Annotated in this window: 15 protein-coding genes, 1 tRNA gene, 2 pseudogenes and 1 other annotated feature; of the genes and pseudogenes, 9 read left to right on the top strand and 9 right to left on the bottom strand. The window is 71.4% G+C overall.

The window, feature by feature from the left end; translation table 11 throughout:
- Nucleotides 1-15 precede the first annotated feature (15 nt).
- From HDA34_RS11290 to HDA34_RS11265, 6 genes and pseudogenes are all read left to right on the top strand, one after another.
- On the top strand, nt 16-348 hold the full coding sequence (locus HDA34_RS11290; RefSeq protein ID WP_036315702.1) for a DUF3024 domain-containing protein: 333 nt from the start codon (nt 16-18) through the stop codon (nt 346-348).
- A gap of 44 nt (nt 349-392) precedes the next feature.
- On the top strand, nt 393-590 hold the full coding sequence (locus HDA34_RS11285; protein ID WP_010078466.1) for a hypothetical protein: 198 nt from the start codon (nt 393-395) through the stop codon (nt 588-590).
- A 59-nt stretch (nt 591-649) separates the two neighbouring features.
- Nucleotides 650-1,680 (top strand): annotated as a pseudogene (locus tag HDA34_RS11280) (IS3 family transposase); the annotation flags it as partial.
- Nucleotides 949-1,083 (top strand) — a sequence feature (AL1L pseudoknot). It overlaps the preceding pseudogene by 135 nt.
- Before the next feature lie 237 nt (nt 1,681-1,917).
- Nucleotides 1,918-3,261: an IS256-like element ISMlu11 family transposase gene (locus HDA34_RS11275; RefSeq protein ID WP_012750929.1), complete on the top strand. Its 1,344-nt coding sequence runs from the start codon at nt 1,918-1,920 to the stop codon at nt 3,259-3,261.
- A 123-nt stretch (nt 3,262-3,384) separates the two neighbouring features.
- Nucleotides 3,385-4,455: an IS110 family RNA-guided transposase gene (locus HDA34_RS11270; protein ID WP_134377477.1), complete on the top strand. Its 1,071-nt coding sequence runs from the start codon at nt 3,385-3,387 to the stop codon at nt 4,453-4,455.
- Nucleotides 4,456-4,471: 16 nt separating this feature from the next.
- Nucleotides 4,472-4,705, top strand: a pseudogene (locus HDA34_RS11265) (integrase core domain-containing protein); the annotation flags it as partial.
- A 271-nt stretch (nt 4,706-4,976) separates the two neighbouring features.
- Here the strand turns inward: HDA34_RS11265 and HDA34_RS11260 are convergent.
- From HDA34_RS11260 to HDA34_RS11225, 8 genes are all read right to left on the bottom strand, one after another.
- Nucleotides 4,977-5,053: transfer RNA gene (locus HDA34_RS11260), tRNA-Pro, on the bottom strand.
- 378 nt (nt 5,054-5,431) lie between these two features.
- A complete protein-coding gene (locus HDA34_RS11255) occupies nt 5,432-5,911 on the bottom strand; it encodes a hypothetical protein (RefSeq protein WP_044659889.1) in 480 nt (159 codons plus the stop codon).
- 104 nt (nt 5,912-6,015) lie between these two features.
- Complete coding sequence (gene der, locus HDA34_RS11250) at nt 6,016-7,554, bottom strand: ribosome biogenesis GTPase Der (RefSeq protein ID WP_049147779.1); 1,539 nt, start codon at nt 7,552-7,554, stop codon at nt 6,016-6,018.
- Complete coding sequence (gene cmk, locus HDA34_RS11245) at nt 7,551-8,282, bottom strand: (d)CMP kinase (RefSeq protein ID WP_134377476.1); 732 nt, start codon at nt 8,280-8,282, stop codon at nt 7,551-7,553. The genes der and cmk overlap by 4 nt, the downstream gene beginning before the upstream one ends.
- 1 nt (nt 8,283) lies before the next feature.
- Complete coding sequence (locus tag HDA34_RS11240; RefSeq protein WP_063189213.1) at nt 8,284-9,444, bottom strand: prephenate dehydrogenase; 1,161 nt, start codon at nt 9,442-9,444, stop codon at nt 8,284-8,286.
- Nucleotides 9,441-10,397 (bottom strand): pseudouridine synthase, encoded by a 957-nt coding sequence (locus tag HDA34_RS11235; RefSeq protein ID WP_041102683.1) that lies wholly within the window; start codon nt 10,395-10,397, stop codon nt 9,441-9,443. The genes HDA34_RS11240 and HDA34_RS11235 overlap by 4 nt, the downstream gene beginning before the upstream one ends.
- Before the next feature lie 222 nt (nt 10,398-10,619).
- Complete coding sequence (locus tag HDA34_RS11230) at nt 10,620-11,480, bottom strand: ParA family protein (protein WP_036315755.1); 861 nt, start codon at nt 11,478-11,480, stop codon at nt 10,620-10,622.
- Between the two features lie 241 nt (nt 11,481-11,721).
- Nucleotides 11,722-13,137 (bottom strand): cation:dicarboxylate symporter family transporter, encoded by a 1,416-nt coding sequence (locus HDA34_RS11225; RefSeq protein WP_134377475.1) that lies wholly within the window; start codon nt 13,135-13,137, stop codon nt 11,722-11,724.
- 187 nt (nt 13,138-13,324) lie between these two features.
- Here HDA34_RS11225 and HDA34_RS12075 point away from each other — a divergent pair, with 187 nt between their 5' ends.
- Genes HDA34_RS12075 through HDA34_RS12210 form a run of 3 tightly spaced genes read left to right on the top strand, consistent with a single transcriptional unit; the run spans nt 13,325 to nt 15,663 of the window.
- Complete coding sequence (locus HDA34_RS12075) at nt 13,325-13,624, top strand: hypothetical protein (protein WP_233437101.1); 300 nt, start codon at nt 13,325-13,327, stop codon at nt 13,622-13,624.
- Between the two features lie 36 nt (nt 13,625-13,660).
- On the top strand, nt 13,661-14,356 hold the full coding sequence (locus tag HDA34_RS12070) for a sensor histidine kinase (RefSeq protein ID WP_233437100.1): 696 nt from the start codon (nt 13,661-13,663) through the stop codon (nt 14,354-14,356).
- Nucleotides 14,341-15,663: a response regulator gene (locus HDA34_RS12210; RefSeq protein WP_425561939.1), complete on the top strand. Its 1,323-nt coding sequence runs from the start codon at nt 14,341-14,343 to the stop codon at nt 15,661-15,663. The genes HDA34_RS12070 and HDA34_RS12210 overlap by 16 nt, the downstream gene beginning before the upstream one ends.
- Nucleotides 15,664-15,670: 7 nt before the next feature.
- Here the strand turns inward: HDA34_RS12210 and HDA34_RS11210 are convergent, their stop codons facing one another.
- Complete coding sequence (locus HDA34_RS11210; protein WP_036315720.1) at nt 15,671-17,626, bottom strand: AMP-binding protein; 1,956 nt, start codon at nt 17,624-17,626, stop codon at nt 15,671-15,673.
- Between the last annotated feature and the right edge of the window lie 186 nt (nt 17,627-17,812).

Here is a 17,812-nt window from a genome sequence, read left to right as displayed (position 1 = left end):
CAAAAGGACTTGACCATGGCTATGCCCGAGACCGACCTGCTGCGCATCGGCCGCTGGTGCCGTGAACGCGTGCCCGAGCACCTGTGGGATCAGGTGAGAGTAGAAGCCGAGATCGCCGACCGGCACGTCACGATCATCGAGACGCGGCCGCCGTGGGACGGGCAGGGCGACTGGACGCGGTTCCCGGTCGCGCGCCTGCGATACACCGTCAAGACCGGCCAGTGGAGCATCTACTGGCGTGACCGGCACATGAAGTTCCACGAGTACACGAAGAGGCGCCCGACGAAGAACGTCCAGAGTCTGCTCGACTACATCGGCAGCCACCAGGATCCGATCTTCTGGGGCTGAGAGCTCCCACGGCCGTGTCGGTACTCACCGCTACGGTCGGGAGTATGAGCGAAGAGCAATGGGATGAAGCGGCCTTCCGCGCATCGATCCCGGCCGCGCGCGAGAAGGTTGAGTTTGCCGCAAGGTTCTGCGAGATCGGCCCCTCACAGCCCCGCTGGGATAGTCACCGTCCCGTCGTCGAGTTGATCTTCTACCTCTGCAAGCTCGACTACGACATCAAGGTGCTCCTGCTGCCTTCCTGACCGATTGAAGCGCCCTGGGTTTGTTGGAGACTCCTGACCTTGGAAACGAGGATGGAGTTATGCCGAAAGAGCAGACAGCGGGGAAGCCGACGACGCGTCGGTATTCGCCGGAGGAGAAGGCCGCGGCGGTCCGGATGGTGAGGACGCTGCGTGCCGAGCTGGGGACCGAGCATGGGACCGTCAATCGGGTCGCGACGCAGCTCGGGTACGGGGTCGAGTCCGTGCGGATGTGGGTCAAGCAAGCCGACATCGACGACGGCGTCACCTCTGGCGTGAGCAGCGCTGAGGCGCGGCGGGTGCGTGAACTGGAGCAGGAAGTCCGGGAGTTGCGGCGGGCCAACGAGGTCCTCAAGCGTGCTGCGTCTTTCTTCGGGGCGGAGCTCGACCGCCACTACCGGAAGTAGTCGCGTTCATCGACGCGAACAAGGATGACCTGGTCGACGCTCGCCGGCTCGGAGTCGAGCTCATCTGCAGGCTGCTGCAGGTGGCTCCGAGCAGCTACTACGCCGCCAAGACCCGCGCCCCCTCGGCTCGCGCGGTGCGGGACGAGGAGCTGATCCCGCAGCTGGTCGAGCTCTAGGAGACGAACTACCGCGTCTATGGAATCCGCAAGCTCTGGAAAGCCGCCGGCCGGGCGGGGATCATGATCGGCCGAGATCAGACGGGCCGGCTCATGCGCGCCGCAGGGATTAAGGGCGCGACCAGGTCGAAGCGGGTGAAGACGACCCGGCCAGATCCGACCGCGGCGCGGCACCCGGACCTCGTGAAGCGGGAGTTCACCGCGCCTGCCCCGAACCGGCTCTGGGTCACCGACCTGACGTTCGTGCCGACGTGGGCCGGCGTCGCGTACGTCTGCTTCATCGTCGACGCGTTCTCCCGGATGATCGTCGGGTGGCGGTGCGCGTCACACATGCGCACCGAGATGGTCCTCGACGCGATCGAGATGGCCCGCTGGTCCCGCGGCGCTCGCCACGAGGACCTGCGCTGCCACAGCGACGCGGGGTCTCAATTCACCTCCATTCGCTACGGCGAACGCCTCGCCGAGATCGGAGCGACACCGTCGATCGGGACCGTCGGGGACAGCTATGACTGTCAGTCTCTGAGGGCCGGATTCCGCGAGGATGAGGAAGTCCTGGCCGTGGTGCTCTGACCCATCTCTACGATTGACCCACATGGTGTCTTGGCGTTGATCTGTCGGGCCCGCGGCCGGGCACGTACGACCACTGCCGCCGGTCCGGGCGTGACCTGATAGGAGCCTGGAGCATTTTCGGGGCGTGTCAGATGGTCTGTGTAAGCCGTACCGAGAGGAACGGTAAGAATCATGACCATGATCGACGAGAAGAACCCAGGCGAGCCCTCGGGCCAGGACCTGGTCGAGCAGCTGAAAGCCTCAGGGCAGCTTGATGCCCTGTTCGCGCAGATCGACGCGGGCGGCGTCGAGCTCACCGGTGACGGCGGGTTCGTGCCCGCGCTGGTCAAGGCCGCGCTCGAGCGGGGCCTGCAGGCCGAGCTGACCAGCCATCTGGGCTACGAGAAGGGCTCGAGCGAGGCGCCGAAGCACGCCAACTCCCGCAACGGGACCACCCCGAAGACCGTGGAGTCCGAGGTCGGGCCGATCGAGCTGGACGTCCCGCGAGACCGGGGCGGGTCGTTCACCCCGCGCCTGGTGCCCAAGGGCCAGCGGCGCCTCGGGGGCCTGGATGACATGATCATCAGCCTCTATGCCGGCGGAATGACGATCCGGGACATCCAGCACCACCTGGCCTCCACGATCGGCACGGACCTGTCGCACGAGACGATCTCCAACATCACCGACGCCGTGAGCGAAGAGGTCCTGGCGTGGCAGTCGCGGCCGCTGGAGGAGTTCTATCCGGTGATCTATCTCGACGCAATCCGGATCAAGATCCGAGAGAACAGCCAGGTCCTCAACCGTGCCGCCTACATCGCCGTCGGCGTGGACCTCGAGGGCATCAAGCACGTGCTGGGGATCTGGGTCCAGGACACCGAGGGCTCGGCGTTCTGGGCCCACGTCTGCGCCGATCTCGCCAACCGGGGCGTGCAGGACGTGCTGATCGTGTGCTGCGACGGGCTCAAGGGCCTGCCGGAGGCGATCGAGGCGACGTGGCCGGACTCGATGGTCCAGACCTGCGTGGTTCACCTGATCCGGGCCGCGATGCGGTTCGTGGCCTACCAGGACCGCAAGAAGGTCGCCGCCGCGCTGAAGCCGATCTACACTGCCCCCAACGAAGAGACCGCGAGGAAGGCGCTGGCCGAGTTCGAGGCCTCCGAGCTCGGCACGAAGTACCCGTCTGCAGCCGCGACCTGGGCGAACTCCTGGGAGCGGTTCATCCCGTTCCTGCAGTTCCCACCCATGCTCCGCAAGGTCATCTACACGACCAACAGCATCGAGTCGCTGAACTTCCAGCTACGGAAGGTGACCAAGAACCGCGGCCACTTCCCCTCGACCGAGGCGGCGGTGAAGCTGCTCTGGCTGGCGATCTGCAACATCGAAGACAAACGCGCCGCCGAACGCGCTCGGGACCGGGGCAAACCCGCCGGCCAGCGCAAAGCCCAGGGCCGGCTCGTCGAAGGCCAGGCCGTCACGAACTGGAAGCAGGCCCTCGCCCAGCTCGCCGCGGCCTACCCCGACCGGATCAACCCCTACCTGTGACCACCCCGCTTACACAGACAAGTTGACACGCCCCATTTTCGTGACCGTGTCCCCGTGACAGTCCTGTCCGCCCACCGGCGTCGGTGCCGCCCCCGCACCCGTAGCCGAAGGACAGCCTCGTATATGAGCCAGATCGCCCCCACCCGTTCCGGTCACGTCGTGATCGGCGTGGACACCCACAAGCACATCCACGTGGCCGCCGTCATGGACTCGATCGGTGGGATTCTCGCGACCGGCACGATCGCCACCGACCGTGCCGGTTACCAGCAGCTACTGGACTGGGCCGCGGACTACGGCACCATCATCGCGTTCGGCATCGAGGGCACAGGCTCCTACGGGGCTGGTCTGGCCTCGTACATCCGTCGCCAGGGGCACAAGGTCGTGGAAGTCTCGCGCCCAGACCGACGCCTGCGTCGGTTGAACGGGAAGTCCGACACCTTGGACGCTGAGAACGCGGCCCGCGCAGTCCTCGCGGGTTTCGCCACCGCCACGCCCAAGAGCGCCGATGGGAGCGTGGAAATGATCCGTCAGCTCAAAGTCGCTCACGACACTGCGGTCAAAGACCGCTCTGCAGCGATGATCACGTTGAAGGCGATGCTCGTGCACGCCGAAGAGAATCTACGCAAGGTACTGCAGGGGAAGACGCAGAAGATGATCGCCCGCCACTGCGCTTCCCTGCGCCCCCGCGCGCTGAGCACGCCGGAGGAGGCCAATCGTCATGTGCTCCGGTCGCTGGCCAGGCGGTGGCTGTCGTTAAACGAGGAGATCCTCGAGCTCGAGGCCATGATCAAGGGGCTCGTGATCGCGCGTGCGCCGCACCTGCTCGACCAGTTCGGGATCGGCGTGGACACGGCAGCGGAGATCCTAATCGTGGCCGGGGACAATCCCGAACGGATCAAGAGCGAGGCAGCATTCGCCAAGCTCGCCGGCATCAGCCCCGTGCCTACAGGCTCAGGGATGAGCAGCGGAAAACATCGGATCAATCATGGCGGTCACCGTCAGCTGAACGCAGCCATCTACAGGACAGTCATCGTGCGGATGCGCTTCCATGAGCCCACGATCGCCTACGTGGCACGACGCACCGCGGAGGGCAAGTCCAAGCGAGACATCATTCGCTGCCTCAAGAGGTACGTGATCCGCGAGGTCTACCACCTCGTGAAGACCAACCCTCGCACCGGTCAGATCGCGAGTTGACAACTATAGGAGCATCAACGCCCTGGCCGAGACCGTGAACGGCTATTACAAGGCCGAGCACGTCCGCGGACCCGCACGGCCAGGTCCCTGGCGGACGGTCGAGGACCTCGAGCTCGCGACCCTCGGGTGGGTGTCCTGGCACAACACGCAACGCCTCCACGGCTACCTCGGCGACGTCCCACCCGCCGAGTTCGAGGACACGTTCTATGCTGTCGAAGCCGGCCGCGAACAGCTGGTCGGAATCAAATAGCGCGAGTCTCCATCAGACCCAGGGGGCTTCAGGGCCAACGCTCTGGTCACCGACGAGATCGATTTTGGATCGAGCCGCTCGGCCACTGAGGAAGTTCTGAATTCCCGGGGATATAAGTCGAGCCGAACGCCGAACCGTAGGGTCTGTCTCGATCAGTTTGTGCTAAGGAATATGTCAGGCACGGAAAGAGGCCCAGGCGCTCCCCTCGAGGGAGTACCTGGGCCTCATTCCATTTTCCCTCGTCAGATGCGGACTCTGACCCGTGGGAACGTGGTCGGGCTAGCGGGATTTGAACCCACGACCTCTTGACCCCCAGTCAAGCGCGCTACCAAGCTGCGCCATAGCCCGTGGCGAATCGCGGTCATCCGCGCTTCGGCACCCGATGAGCATACCCCACCGGCACCGCCGGGCGCGAATCGGAAGCGGGCCTGCCAGGTCGTCGTTGTCAGGGGCAAACCGCGCGACACCCCCGAAACGTGAACAAGGGGCCCACGTCCTCTTCACAGACGTGAACCCCTCATCCCTTGACCGAGGGCCACCCGACCGAGAGTCCCCCAGCGACCGCGGCCCCGGCGTACCGGTGGGCCTGGCGGTCTGCACGAACCCTCTCATGACTGAGGGTGCAGTCGTGCACGGGTGAAGCGTAACACGTCGAGCCGCTCCGATCCGCCGTTCCGGGCGGGTCGAAGAGGCGTGTCGGGGGGCTCACGGATCCCCGTCGCAGGATCAGTACGTGAAGGTCCGGTCCCCCACGCGGAATTCGACATCCTTCAGGTCCGGGATGGCGTTGCGCGCCCGCTCCGCCGCCTCCCGCATCGTGTCCTCGAGGACCTGGGGATCGGCATCGAGCAAAGACTGGCCGTACTCGATGACCACCTTTCCGTCCTCCCGGAGCGCCTCGACGTCGACGATGTCCGAACCGGAGGGCAGGGATCGCGTCAGGTCCTCGACGACCTCGGCGGCGCGCTGGTCCGCCTCTGCGAGGGCGCCCTCGGCCTCCTGGCGCAGCTGCCCCAGGTCCACGCGGTCCGAGGCGTCCGCCTCCAGCTCGCTGATCCGGTCCTCGGCCTGGGCGAGCCGGTCCTCCGCGCTCTGCAGCGCGGCCCGGGTCTCGCCGTCGTCGACCGCGCAGCCGGATGCGGCCAGCGCGAGCGCGGCCAGGGTGGCCAGGGACAGGGCGGCGGGGCGACGTCGGATGAGGCTCATGCCCTCAGGCTACGAGGCGAAGGTGGACGAACGGTGGGAGCTTGCCGGGACGACGACGTCCCCCGGCACGGCAGGCCGAGGGACGTCGTCGGGGCAGAGCCGGATCAGCGGCGGCGACCGCGCTTCTCGCGCACGCGCATCCCGATCTCGAGGGGCGTGCCCTCGAACCCGAACGTCTCGCGCAGGCGGCGCACGATGAACCGGCGGTAGCCGGGGTCCAGGAACCCGGTGGTGAACAGCACGAACTTGGGCGGCCGGCTCGAGACCTGGGTCGCGAACAGGATGCGGGGCTGCTTGCCGCCGCGCAGCGGGTGCGGGTGGGCCGCCACGAGCTCGCCGAGGAACGCGTTGAGCTTGCCCGTGGGGATGCGGGTGTCCCACGAGTCCAGGGCGAGGTCCAGCGCGGGGACGAGACGGTCCTTGTGCCAGCCGGTCTTCGCGGAGATGTTCACGCGCGGCGCCCAGGCGACGTGCGCCAGGTCCCGGTCAATCTCCTTGGCCAGCTGGTGCCGGCGGTCCTCATCCACCTGGTCCCACTTGTTGAACGCGATCACGAGGGCACGCCCGGAGTCCAGCACCATCTGGAGGATGCGCACATCCTGCTCCGAGATCACGTGCGGCGCCTCGAGCAGCACCACGGCCACCTCGGCGCGGTCCAGGGCGGAGGCCGTGCGCAGCGACGCGTAGTAGTCGGCGCCGTGGGCCATGTGCTGCCGTCGACGGATGCCGGCGGTGTCCACGAAGCGCCACAGGCGTCCGCCGAGCTCCACGAGCTCGTCCACGGGGTCGCGCGTGGTGCCGGCCAGGTCGTCCACCACCACGCGGTCCGAGCCGGCCAGCTTGTTCAGCAGCGAGGACTTGCCCACGTTCGGCCGGCCCACGAGGGCGATCCGGCGCGGGCCGCCGCGCGGCACGAGACCTCCGTGGGCGGACTCCTCCGGCAGCGCCTCGAGCGCGGCGTCCAACAGGTCCGCGACGCCGCGGCCGTGCACCGCGGACACCGGGTACGGGTAGCCGAAGCCGAGCGACCACAGGGTGGCGGCGTCGGCCTCCTGGACCATGTCGTCCACCTTGTTGGCGGCCACGATCACGGGGCGGTCCTTGCGGCGCAGCATCGAGACCACGGCCTCGTCCGTGGCCGTCATGCCGACGGTGGCGTCCACCACGAACACGACGGCGTCCGCCACGTCCACGGCCAGCTCGGCCTGCTCGGCCACGCGACGGTGGATGCCCTTGGCGTCGTGCTCCCAGCCGCCGGTGTCCACCACGGTGAACTCGCGGCCGTTCCACTCGGCGTCGTAGGAGACGCGGTCGCGCGTCACGCCGGGCACGTCCTCCACGACGGCCTCACGACGGCCGATGATGCGGTTGACGAGCGTGGACTTGCCGACGTTCGGCCGGCCCACGACGGCCAGCACGGGCGGCACGGGCGCGTCGACGTCCTCGTCCGGCCCGAGCTGCCACGCGTCGAGGAGGGCGGCGTCGTCCTCCTCGAGCTCATAGTCGGCCAGGCCGGCGCGCAACGACGCGGCACGCGCCTCGGCCTCCTCCTCGGTCATGGCGGCGAGCCGCTCGGCCACCTGATCGTCGCCGGCGGGGACGAACTCGTCCTCACCGGAGCGGTGCTGGGGGTTCTCGGTCATCGTCGGCCTCCCTTCACGGCCGGGATGCCGGCCTGGTCCTCGACGGCGGCCAGGACGGCCGCCACGGTCTGCTCGAAGTCGAGCTCGGTGGAGTCCACGAGCGCCACCCCGTCGGCGGGGCGGTTGAACGTGGACACGGTGGCGTCGCGGGCGTCGCGCCCGGCCACCTGACGGTGCAGCGTGCCGGCGTCGACGCCGGTCTCCCCCGCCGCGGCCAGCTGGCCCGAGCGGCGGGCGGTGCGCACGGCCTCGGACGCCGTGAGCAGCACGCGCGCGTGGGCGTCCGGGGCCACCACCGTGGTGATGTCGCGGCCCTCGGCGACCATCCGGCCCGCGGCGGCGATCGCCGCCCGCTGGCGACGGTGCAGCTCCTCGCGCACCGGGATCACCACGGCGACGGTGGAGACCGTGTCCGTGACCTCGGGGCCGCGGATCGCCTCGGTGACGTCCGTGCCGCCGACCCGCACGGCCTCGACGTCCGGGTCGGTGGACTGGTCCAGGTCCATGGCGACGGCGGCCGCCGCCACGGCCTCCGCATCGGCCAGGTCGACGCCCTCGTTCAGGCAGTGCCACGCCACGGCGCGGTACATGGCGCCGGTGTCCAGGTACGCGGCGCCGAGACGCCGGGCCACGGCCTTGGACACGGACGACTTGCCCGAGCCCGAGGGGCCGTCCACCGCCACCACGAGCGGCGCGGGTGCGACGTCGTCGCGGGTGTGCTCGGTCATCTCAGACCACCTTCCATCCGGCGGCGGTCAGCGCCGCCACGAGTTCGTCCCTGCGGCCGGGCAGCACGGAGATCTCCACCATGCCGACCCGGTGGCCCGAGGCGTGCTCGAGCCGCAGGTCCTCCACGTTCACGTCCGTGCGGCCGACCTCGTCGAGGAGGGCCGCGATCTGCCCGGGGGCGTCGTCCACGATCACCGTGACCACCGCGAACGCCTGCGGCGGCGCCCCGTGCTTGCCGGGCACCCGTGCCCGACCGGCGTTGCCCTCGGCGATCAGCTGCGCCATGTCCAGCCGCGCCCCGGGGGCGGAGGGGTCCTCCAGGGTGCGGATCAGCCGGTCCAGGTCCGCCCGCAGCCCGTGCAGCGCCGGCACGATCCGCCCGGCGTTGCCGGAGAGGATCTGCACCCACAGCTGCGGGTCCGACGCTGCGATCCGGGTGGTGTCCCGCAGCCCGTTGCCGGCCAGGGCGAGCGCCTGGTCCGGGGTGTCCTGCAGGCGGGAGGCCACGAGCGAGGCGGCGATCTGCGGCAGGTGCGAGATCAGCGCGACCGATTCGTCGTGGGCGCGGGCCGCCATCCGGTACGGGGTGGCCTGCAGCGTCAGCGCGAGCGCCCGACCGGCCGCGAGGGCGCCCGGGTGCGTCGTGTCCGTCGGGCACAGCACCCACGGCGCCTGCGTGAACAGGGTGCCGCGGGCCGCCACGGGACCGGACCGCTCGGAGCCGGCCATCGGGTGCGTCCCGAGGTACCGGTCGGCGTCCTGCGGGGCCAGGCGGCCGTCGTCGACGGCAGCGCGCACGCCCGCGGCGACCGCCTCCTTCACCGAGGCGATGTCCACCACCACGGCCGCGGGCCAGCGGCGCAGCGAGTCGACCACGACGTCGGCGGTCACGTCCGGCGGCGCGGCCACGACGACGAGTCCCGGGGCGACGTCGAGGTCGTCGCCCTCGGCGTCCAGGCGGGCGGGGCGTCCGGCGCGGATGTCCGCGGCCACGGCCAGGGCGGCGGGCGAGGGGTCGTGCAGGCGCACGTCCACACCGGCCGCGCTCAGCCCGATGCCGATCGAGGCGCCCAGCAGACCGGTCCCCCGGACGAGCACGGGCTGCGGGATCCCGGCCGGGCCGTCACCGAGCTTGGCGGCGGACTCGGCGGGCGCGCTCACAGGCCGACCAGGGCCTTGAGGTGGCCCAGCTCCTGCGCGTTGAGTGCGCGGACGGTGCCCTGCTTCTGGTCGCCCAGCAGGATGGGGCCCACCTTGACGCGGACGAGCCGCTCGACCGGGTGGCCGATCTCCTGGAACATGCGACGCACGATGCGGTTCTTGCCCGAGTGCAGCACGACCTCGACGAGCACGTGGCCCGGCGTCGAGTCGACGAGCTTGAACGAGTCGACCTGCGCCACGCCGTCCTCCAGTTCCACGCCCTCGCGCAGCCGGTTGGAGACGCCCTTGGCCAGCGGGCCGCGGGTCTGCACGACGTAGGTCTTGGGGACCTCGTAGCTGGGGTGGGTGAGGCGGTTGGCCAGCTCACCGTCGTTGGTGAGGATGAGCAGGCCCTCGGTCTCGTTGTCCAGACGGCCCACGTGGAACAGGTGCTCCTGCCCGGGCTTGAGGTAGGTGGCGATCGAGGGCCGGCCCTCCGGGTCCACCATCGTGGAGATCACGCCGCGGGGCTTGTTGAAGACGAAGTACTGCTTGGTCACGTCCGTCTGCACGGAGATGCCGTCCACCCGGATCACGGCCCGGGCCGGGTCCACGCGCACGCCGGGCTCGGTGACGACGACGCCGTCCACCTCCACACGGCCCTCCGCGATGAGGTCCTCGCTCACGCGCCGGGACGCCACACCCGCCGCGGCCAGCACCTTCTGCAGGCGCTCGCCCGACTCGTCGTGGATGCGGTCGAGGTGGGCGGCCTTGGCCCGGGCGGCGCCGGCGCCGCGGCCGCGGCGGCCGCGGGTGCGCGGCACGGCGTCCTCGTCGAAGGGGGCCTCCTCACGGGGGGCGGCGGCGCCGCGGCGGGCACCGATCTGTCGCTGGAAATCGCGCTCCTGGAACGGGCCGCCCCGTCGACCGACGGCGGGGGTGCGTCCGGAGCCTCGCGGCTTGCGGGAGTTCATGGGGAGGGCGTCCTTTCGGGTGCGCGTCAACGGCGCCGGTCGGGCCGGCGGCGGACGGGTCAGGGGGTGAGGGACGGCCCGGAGACGGACACGCCCGGCTCCATTCTCGCAGATCGACGGCGTCGCGTCTCCCGGCCACCGCTCCCCCGGCCGCGAGCGCGCAGAGAACCGGCCCGGTCCCGCGACGGGACCGGGCCGGCGTCGTCGGCGCTCAGCGGACGGTCACGGCGCGCCGCCGCGGCAGATCAGCTCGCGGGCGAGCTGCCGGTAGGCCTTGGCGCCGTCGTGGTTCTCGGCGAACAGGGTGATGGGCGTGGCCGCCACCGTGGCGTCGGCGAACTTGATGGACCGCTTGATGACGGTCTCGAACACGCGGTCCCCGAAGCCGGCCACGAGCGAGCCCACGACCTCCTTGGAGTGCAGGGTCCGCTGGTCGAACATCGTGGCCAGCACGCCGTCGATCTCCAGGTCCGGGTTGAGCCGGTCCTGCACCTTCTCGATCGTCTCGACGAGCAGGGCGACCGCGCGCAGCGCGAAGAACTCGGCGGTCAGCGGGATGATCACGCCGTGCGAGGCGGTCAGCGCGTTGACGGTCAGCAGGCCCAGCGAGGGCTGGCAGTCGATGAGGACCACGTCGTAGTCGTCGCGGACCTGGCGCAGCGCACGCTCGAGGACCTGCTCGCGGGCCACCTCGTTGACGAGCTGCACCTCGGCCGCGGACAGGTCAATGTTGGCCGGCAGCAGGTCCATGTTCTCGAAGTCCGTGGACAGGATCGCGTCCTTCGCGGTCACCGACCGTTCCATGAGCACGTTGTACACCGTGGTGTCGAGCTCGTGCGGGTTCGCGCCCAGGCCGGCCGAGAGGGCGCCCTGCGGGTCGAAGTCCACCATGAGCACCCTGCGGCCGTAGCCCGCGAGCGCGGCGCCCAGGTTGATGGTGGAGGTCGTCTTCCCGACGCCGCCCTTCTGGTTCACCATCGAGATGATCCGCGCCGGGCCGTGCGAGGTCAGGGGCGCGGGCTCGGGGAAGTCGTGCTTGGGCCGGCCGGTGGGCCCGAGCACGGGCTCGCCGTGGATGGTCATCACGGGGATCGGTTCTCTCGAGGTCACGGCGGCGCCGGCTCCTTCCACGGTGGTCTGCACGCCCGGCCGCGGGCCGCGGCGCGCCGCGGCCGCCGTCGTCGGCGTGTCCGGATCTTCCCCCACCCTAGTGCCTGGCGTTCCCGGGACGACGGCGACGCCGGGGACGGGCCGGTGTCCAGGCTCGTCCCCGGCGTCGCCGGTGGTCGACGGTGCGGCGTGCCGCGCGGGCCCGCCGCCTCCGTCAGCGGGCGGGGTTCCGGTCGCCGTCGGCGGCCATGGCGAAGTTCAGGCTGGAGTCGGGGTGACCCTCGTAGGCCTGCTCGGCGATCGTCGGGGACTGCTGCGGGTCGTGCGCGGCGCCGTCGTGGCCGGCCACGGTCGCCTCGTCGAACTGCAGCTCGCCGCTGAGGACGCGCCGGGCACGCTCGCCGTCGAGCTCGCCCACCCAGCGGCCGACGAGGAGCGTGGCCACGGCGTTGCCGGTGAAGTTGGTCAGGGCGCGGGCCTCGGACATGAACTTGTCGATGCCCACGATCACGCCCATGCCGCCGAGCAGCTCGGGTCGGTGCGCCTGCAGGCCGGCGGCGAGCGTGGCCATGCCCGCGCCGGTGACGCCGGCCGCGCCCTTCGAGGCGATGATCATGAAGACCAGCAGGCCGATCTGCTCGCCGAGGTTCATCTCCGCGCCCATCGCGTTGGAGACGAAGAGCGCGGCCATGGTCAGGTAGATGGCGGTGCCGTCCAGGTTGAAGGAGTAGCCGGTGGGCACGGTCACGCCCACGACGGACTTGTCCACGCCGGCGTGCTCCATCTTGGCGATCAGGCGGGGCAGGGCGGTCTCGGAGGAGCTGGTGGCGAAGATGAGCAGGTACTCCCGGCCCAGGTACTTCATGAGGGCCAGGATGCTCAGGCCGGTCACGACCTTCAGGATCGTGCCGAGCACCACCACGATGAAAACGATGCAGGTCAGGTAGAAGGCGCCCATGAGCAGCGCCATGGCGCCGATCGCGGACCAGCCTGTGGAGCCGACGACGGCGGCGATCGCACCGAAGGCGCCGATCGGGGCGACCCACATCACCATCATGAGGAGGCGGAACACGACACCCTGGATCAGGGTGAGACCGCGCAGCAGCGGGGCGCCGGCCGGGCCCATCTGCTGCAGGGCGAAGCCCACGAGCAGGGCGATGAACAGGGTGGGCAGCACCGGCAGGGAGCCGGGGATGATGTCCAGCAGGAACTGGACGGTGCCGTCCACCGCGGCCTGGGGCTTGTTCGGGTCGTAGGGCGTCAGCTTGAGGCCCTCGCCGGGGTGGATGAGGTTGCCGACGACGAGGCCGATGGCCAGCGCGAACGTGGACATCGCCATGAAGTAGACCAGGGCGATGCCGCCCACGCGGCCGACGGTCGCGGCCTTGGCGATCGAGCCGACGCCGAGGACGATCGTGCAGAAGATGACCGGGCCGATCATCATCTTGATGAGGGAGACGAAGCCGTCGCCCAGCGGCTTGAGGGACTTGCCGAACTCGGGGAAGAGCAGGCCGACGGCGGCGCCCAGCACCACCGAGGCGATCACGGCGATGTACAGCCAGTGAGTGCGGTCCTTCTTCGTCGCCGGGGCCGGCGGGGCCGAGGTCTCGGCCGGTGGGGTGTGCGCCATCGGGCGTTCCGTTCTGTGCGGTGGTGGGGCGCCGCCGAGCGGTCCGCAACGGCGCGGGAGGGATGTGACCACTCTCGCGGCCCCGGGTGGTGTCGGTCACGATTGCGGTCATAGTGGTCACGGCGGCCGACGGACTGCAGGATCGTGGGGGTGGACCGGCGCGTCGCCGGCCCGAGGGAGGAGAGGCATGCGCCACCCGTGGTCGATCGCCCGGCGGATCGCCGTGGTCCACGTGGCGCTCGTGGCGGCCATCGCCCTGTTCAGCGTGTGGAGCGCCTACCTCCAGGCCCGCGAGGTGGCCCAGCGCGTCGAGGAGCGCCACGTCCAGGGCGTCACCACCCTCGTGGCGCGCGACCCCGCGCTCGTCTCGGCCCTGCGGGCCGGCGACGCCCCCGCCTTGCAGGCCGGGATCGACGGCTGGATCGCCGAGGCACAGGTCTCGTGGCTGACCGTGATGGACCCGGACGGGATGCGGTTGGCGAGCTGACGCCCCGAGCAGGTCGGCGTCCGCTACCCGAGGCCGGTGGACGCCGTCGTCGCCGGGGACACCGTCGTGGAGCTCTCGAGCACCGGTGCGGCGGGCCGTTCGGTGCGCGCGCTCGCACCGGTCGTGGACCCGGAGGACGGCACCGTCCTGGGCGTGGTCACGACGGGCGTGCAGATCTCCGATGTCGCCATCATGGCCCAGGCCCAGATCCCCGGCATCCTGCTCGGCTCGGCCGCCGTGGCCGCCGTCGGCCTGCTCGTCGCCTGGCTCGTGGGCCGGTATCTGAACCGGGTGACGCTCGGACGCGGCCCCGAGCAGATCGCCGAGCAGTTCCTGCTGGCGGAGACGGCCATGGACTCGCTCGAGGCCGGCGTCGTGGTCCTCGCCCCGGACGGGCGGGCCCGCCTGCACAACGACGCCGCCGCGCGCCTGCTCGGCTGGGAGGGCGCGGGCGAGCCTCGACTGCCCACCGAGCTCTCCGCGGCCCTGCCGGGCGCGGTCGGCGGCGAGGCGAGCCTCGCCGCCGGCGGGCGGGTCCTCGTGGTGCAGCAGCGTGTCGTGCGGTCGCCCGGCCGTTCCGACCCCGGCGGGTCGGTCCCGCCGACGGCCCTCGCCGCGGCCGCCCGCGAGGGCGTGACCACCGCCCCGGCGGGATCGCGCGTGCTCGTCCTGCACGAGACCGCACCGACCTGCAGCGGCTCGGCGACGAGCTCACCGTGGCCCACACACTGACCACGGCGCTGCGCGCGCAGACGCATGAGCACGCCAACCAGCTGCACACCGCCCTCGCCCTCGTGGAGTCGGGCCGGCTGGAGGCCGCCCGGGCCGTGCTGTCCCGCCGCGCCGCGGACGAGGAGGCCTCCGACGACGTCCTCGCCGCCCTGCTCGACGCGAAGGCCGCCCAGGCGCGTGAGCGGGGCGTGGCGCTGACCTGGTCCGCCGAGCTGACCGCGCCCGCCCCGCTGCGCCCGCTCGACCTGCTGACCGTGCTGGGCAACCTCGTGGACAACGCCCTCGACGCGGCCGCCGCACCCGACCTGTCCGCGGCAGACCGGTGGGTCGACGTCGAGATGGTCTCGGACGCCGCGGGCCTGCTCGTGCAAGGTGGCCGACGGCGGCCCCGGACCCTCCGACGCGGACCGCGGCCGACTCTTCGACCGGGGCTGGTCGACGAAGCCCATCGGCGCCGCCGGACGCGGCATGGGGCTGTGGCTGACGCGGCGGATCGCGGAGGAGGCCGGCGGGGTCGCGGACGTCGCGACCGACTCGGGCACCGTGTTCACCGTCGAGGTGCCCCGCACCCCCCGACCCCAGGAGGAGATATGACCGCCCGCCCGTACCGGGTGCTCGTCGTCGAGGACGAGCAGCTGACGGCCGAGACCTACGTGGCGCACCTGGACCGGCTGCCGGGCTTCGAGGTGGCCGCGGTGGCCGGCTCCCTGTTGGCCGCGCGGCAGGTCGCCGCGGCGGGCCTGCACGCGGACGGGCGCTTCCCGTTCGACGTCGTGCTGCTGGACATGAACCTGCCGGACGGGCACGGCCTGGACTTCCTGCACCAACTGCGCGCGGCCGGCTTCCACGGCGGGGTGCTGGCGCTCACCGCGGCCACCGACCTGCCGGTGGTGCGCCGCGCCGTCGCGTACGGCGTGACGCAGTACCTCGTGAAGCCGTTCGGGTTCGACGAGTTCGCGGATCGGCTGGGCGGGTTCCGCGCCGCCTCGGCGATGCTGGCCGGCGACGGCGCCCTCGACGGCCAGGAGCAGGTGGACGCCGTCTTCCGCGTCTCCCGCGAGCGGCGCGCCGAGGCCCTGCCCAAGGGGCTGACCGAGAGCACCCTGCGCGAGGTGGTGGAGCTGCTGGGGGCGGACCCGGAGACCGCCCTGAGCGCGGCCGAGGTGGGCGAGCGCCTGGGCATCTCCCGCGTGACGGCCCGGCGCTACCTCGAGCACCTCGAGCGGATCCGCCGGGTGCGGCGCTCGGCCCGGCACGGCGGCCGTGGCCGGCCCGAGCAGGAGTACCGCTGGGCCGGCCGCACGTGAGCGGGGCTCAGCGGGCCGGGCGCAGCACCCCGGCCAGGGCCTCGAGCACGGCGGGGTCCTCAATGGTCGAGGGCACCGCGTACTCCTCGCCGTCGGCCATCTGCCGCATGGTCTTGCGCAGGATCTTGCCCGAGCGGGTCTTGGGCAGCGCGTCCACCACGACGACGTCGCGGAAGTCCGCCACCGGGCCCACCTCGCGGCGCACCGCCTGACGCAGCTCGTCCAGGAGCGCGGCCTCGGCCTCGGAGCCGGCCTCGGGCGTCTCGACGCCGGACTTGAGGACCACGTAGCCCGAGGGCCGCTGGCCCTTGAGCGGGTCCGCGATGCCGATCACGGCACATTCGGCCACCGCCGGGTGGGCGGCCAGGGCGGCCTCGAGGACGCCCGTGGACAGCCGGTGCCCGGAGACGTTGATGACGTCGTCGGTGCGGCCGAGCACGAACACGTAGCCGTCCTCGTCCACGACGCCGGAGTCACCGGTCGCGTAATGGCCGGGGAACGCGCTGAGGTAGGAGTCGATGTAGCGCTGGTCGTCGCCCCACAGGGTGGGCAGGGTGCCCGGGGGCAGCGGCAGCCGCAGGGCGATGTTGCCCTCGGTCCCGGCGGGCACGGGCTCGCCCAGGCCGTCCAGGACCACGAGATCGACGCCCGGCGAGGGCACCGAGGACGAGCCGATCTTCACCGGCAGCTGCTCCAGGCCCACCGGGTTCGCCGCGATGGCCCACCCGGTCTCGGTCTGCCACCAGTGGTCGATCACCGGCATGCCCAGCAGGCCCTCGATCCACCGCTGCGTCTCCGGGTCCAGGCGCTCGCCCGCGGCGAAGAAGTGCCGCAGGGAGGACAGGTCGTGGTCCTTGAGCAGCTCGCCCTCGGGGTCGGCGCGGCGGATCGCGCGCAGCGCCGTGGGGGCCGTGAAGAAGGAGCGCACGCCGTGGTCCTCGATCAGCCGCCAGAACGCGCCGGCGTCGGGCGTGCCCACGGGCTTGCCCTCGTACATGACCGTGGTGGCCCCGGCCAGCAGCGGGCCGTAGACGATGTAGGAGTGCCCCACGACCCAGCCCACGTCCGAGGCCGTGCACATCGCCTGCCCCGGACCGACGTCGTAGATGTGCTCCATGGTCCAGCGCAGGGCGACGGCGTGGCCCCCGTTGTCCCGGACGACGCCCTTCGGCTTGCCCGTGGTGCCCGAGGTGTAGAGCACGTACAGCGGGTCGGTGGCCTGCACCGGGACGCAGTCGGCCGGCTCGGCGGCCGCGACGGCCTCGCCCCAGTCCTCCCAGCTCGCGCCCCCGCGCCCGTCGGCGTCCGCGAGCGCGGTCTCGAAGCCCTCGCGGTGGTGGACCAGCACCGTGCGCACGGGGTGCGCGGCGGTCTCGAGCGCCTCGGCCACGGCGGGCAGGTATTCGACCCGGCGCTTGGGCTCGATGCCGCCGGAGCAGGTGAGCACGACGTCGGGGGCGGCGTCGTCGATGCGGGAGGCGAGCTCGCGCGGGGCGAAGCCGCCGAAGACCACGGAGTGCACCGCGCCGAGCCGCGCGCACGCCAGCATCGCGATGTGGGCCTGCGGGATCATCGGCAGGTACACGAGGACGCGGTCGCCCTTGCCGACGCCGCGCGCGGCCAGGGCGCCGGCCAGGCGGGCCACCGCGTCCGTGAGCTCGGCGTACGTGTAGCGGGTGACCTCACCGGTCATCGCGGAGTCGTGGATCAGCGCGACGGCGTCCCCGCGGCCCGCCTCGACGTGCCGGTCCAGGCAGTTGAAGGCGGTGTTCAGCTCGCCGTCCGGGAACCAGCGGTACAGAGGCGCGGCGGAGTCGTCGAGGGCGCGCGTGGGCGCGACGGTCCAGTCGATGGCGCGCGCCGCGTCGAGCCAGAACCCCTCGGGGTCGCGGAGGGAGCGGGCGTGGGCGTCGGCGTACGCGCCGGAGGGGCGGTCTTCGGCGGGGGCATCGTGGGTCGCCATGCGCCCAGGGTAGTGCCGTGGATCACAGGGGGCAAGGGATCTGTATACATTTCGTGCCCCGTCAGTGAGGCGTGGCGGCACGCGCGAGACCCGCGCCGGGGACGCACCACCCAGCCCCCGCACGCCGGACGACGCTCCCCGTGGACGGCGTCGCCCGGCACGCGCATCGGACACACCCCCTGCCCT

Origin of the sequence: Micrococcus luteus, assembly GCF_014138885.1 — a bacterium.
GTDB classification, from domain to species: Bacteria; Actinomycetota; Actinomycetes; order Actinomycetales; family Micrococcaceae; genus Micrococcus; species Micrococcus luteus.
Note: the sequence above shows the minus strand (reverse complement) of the source record. Positions and strands in the feature narration are given on the sequence as shown.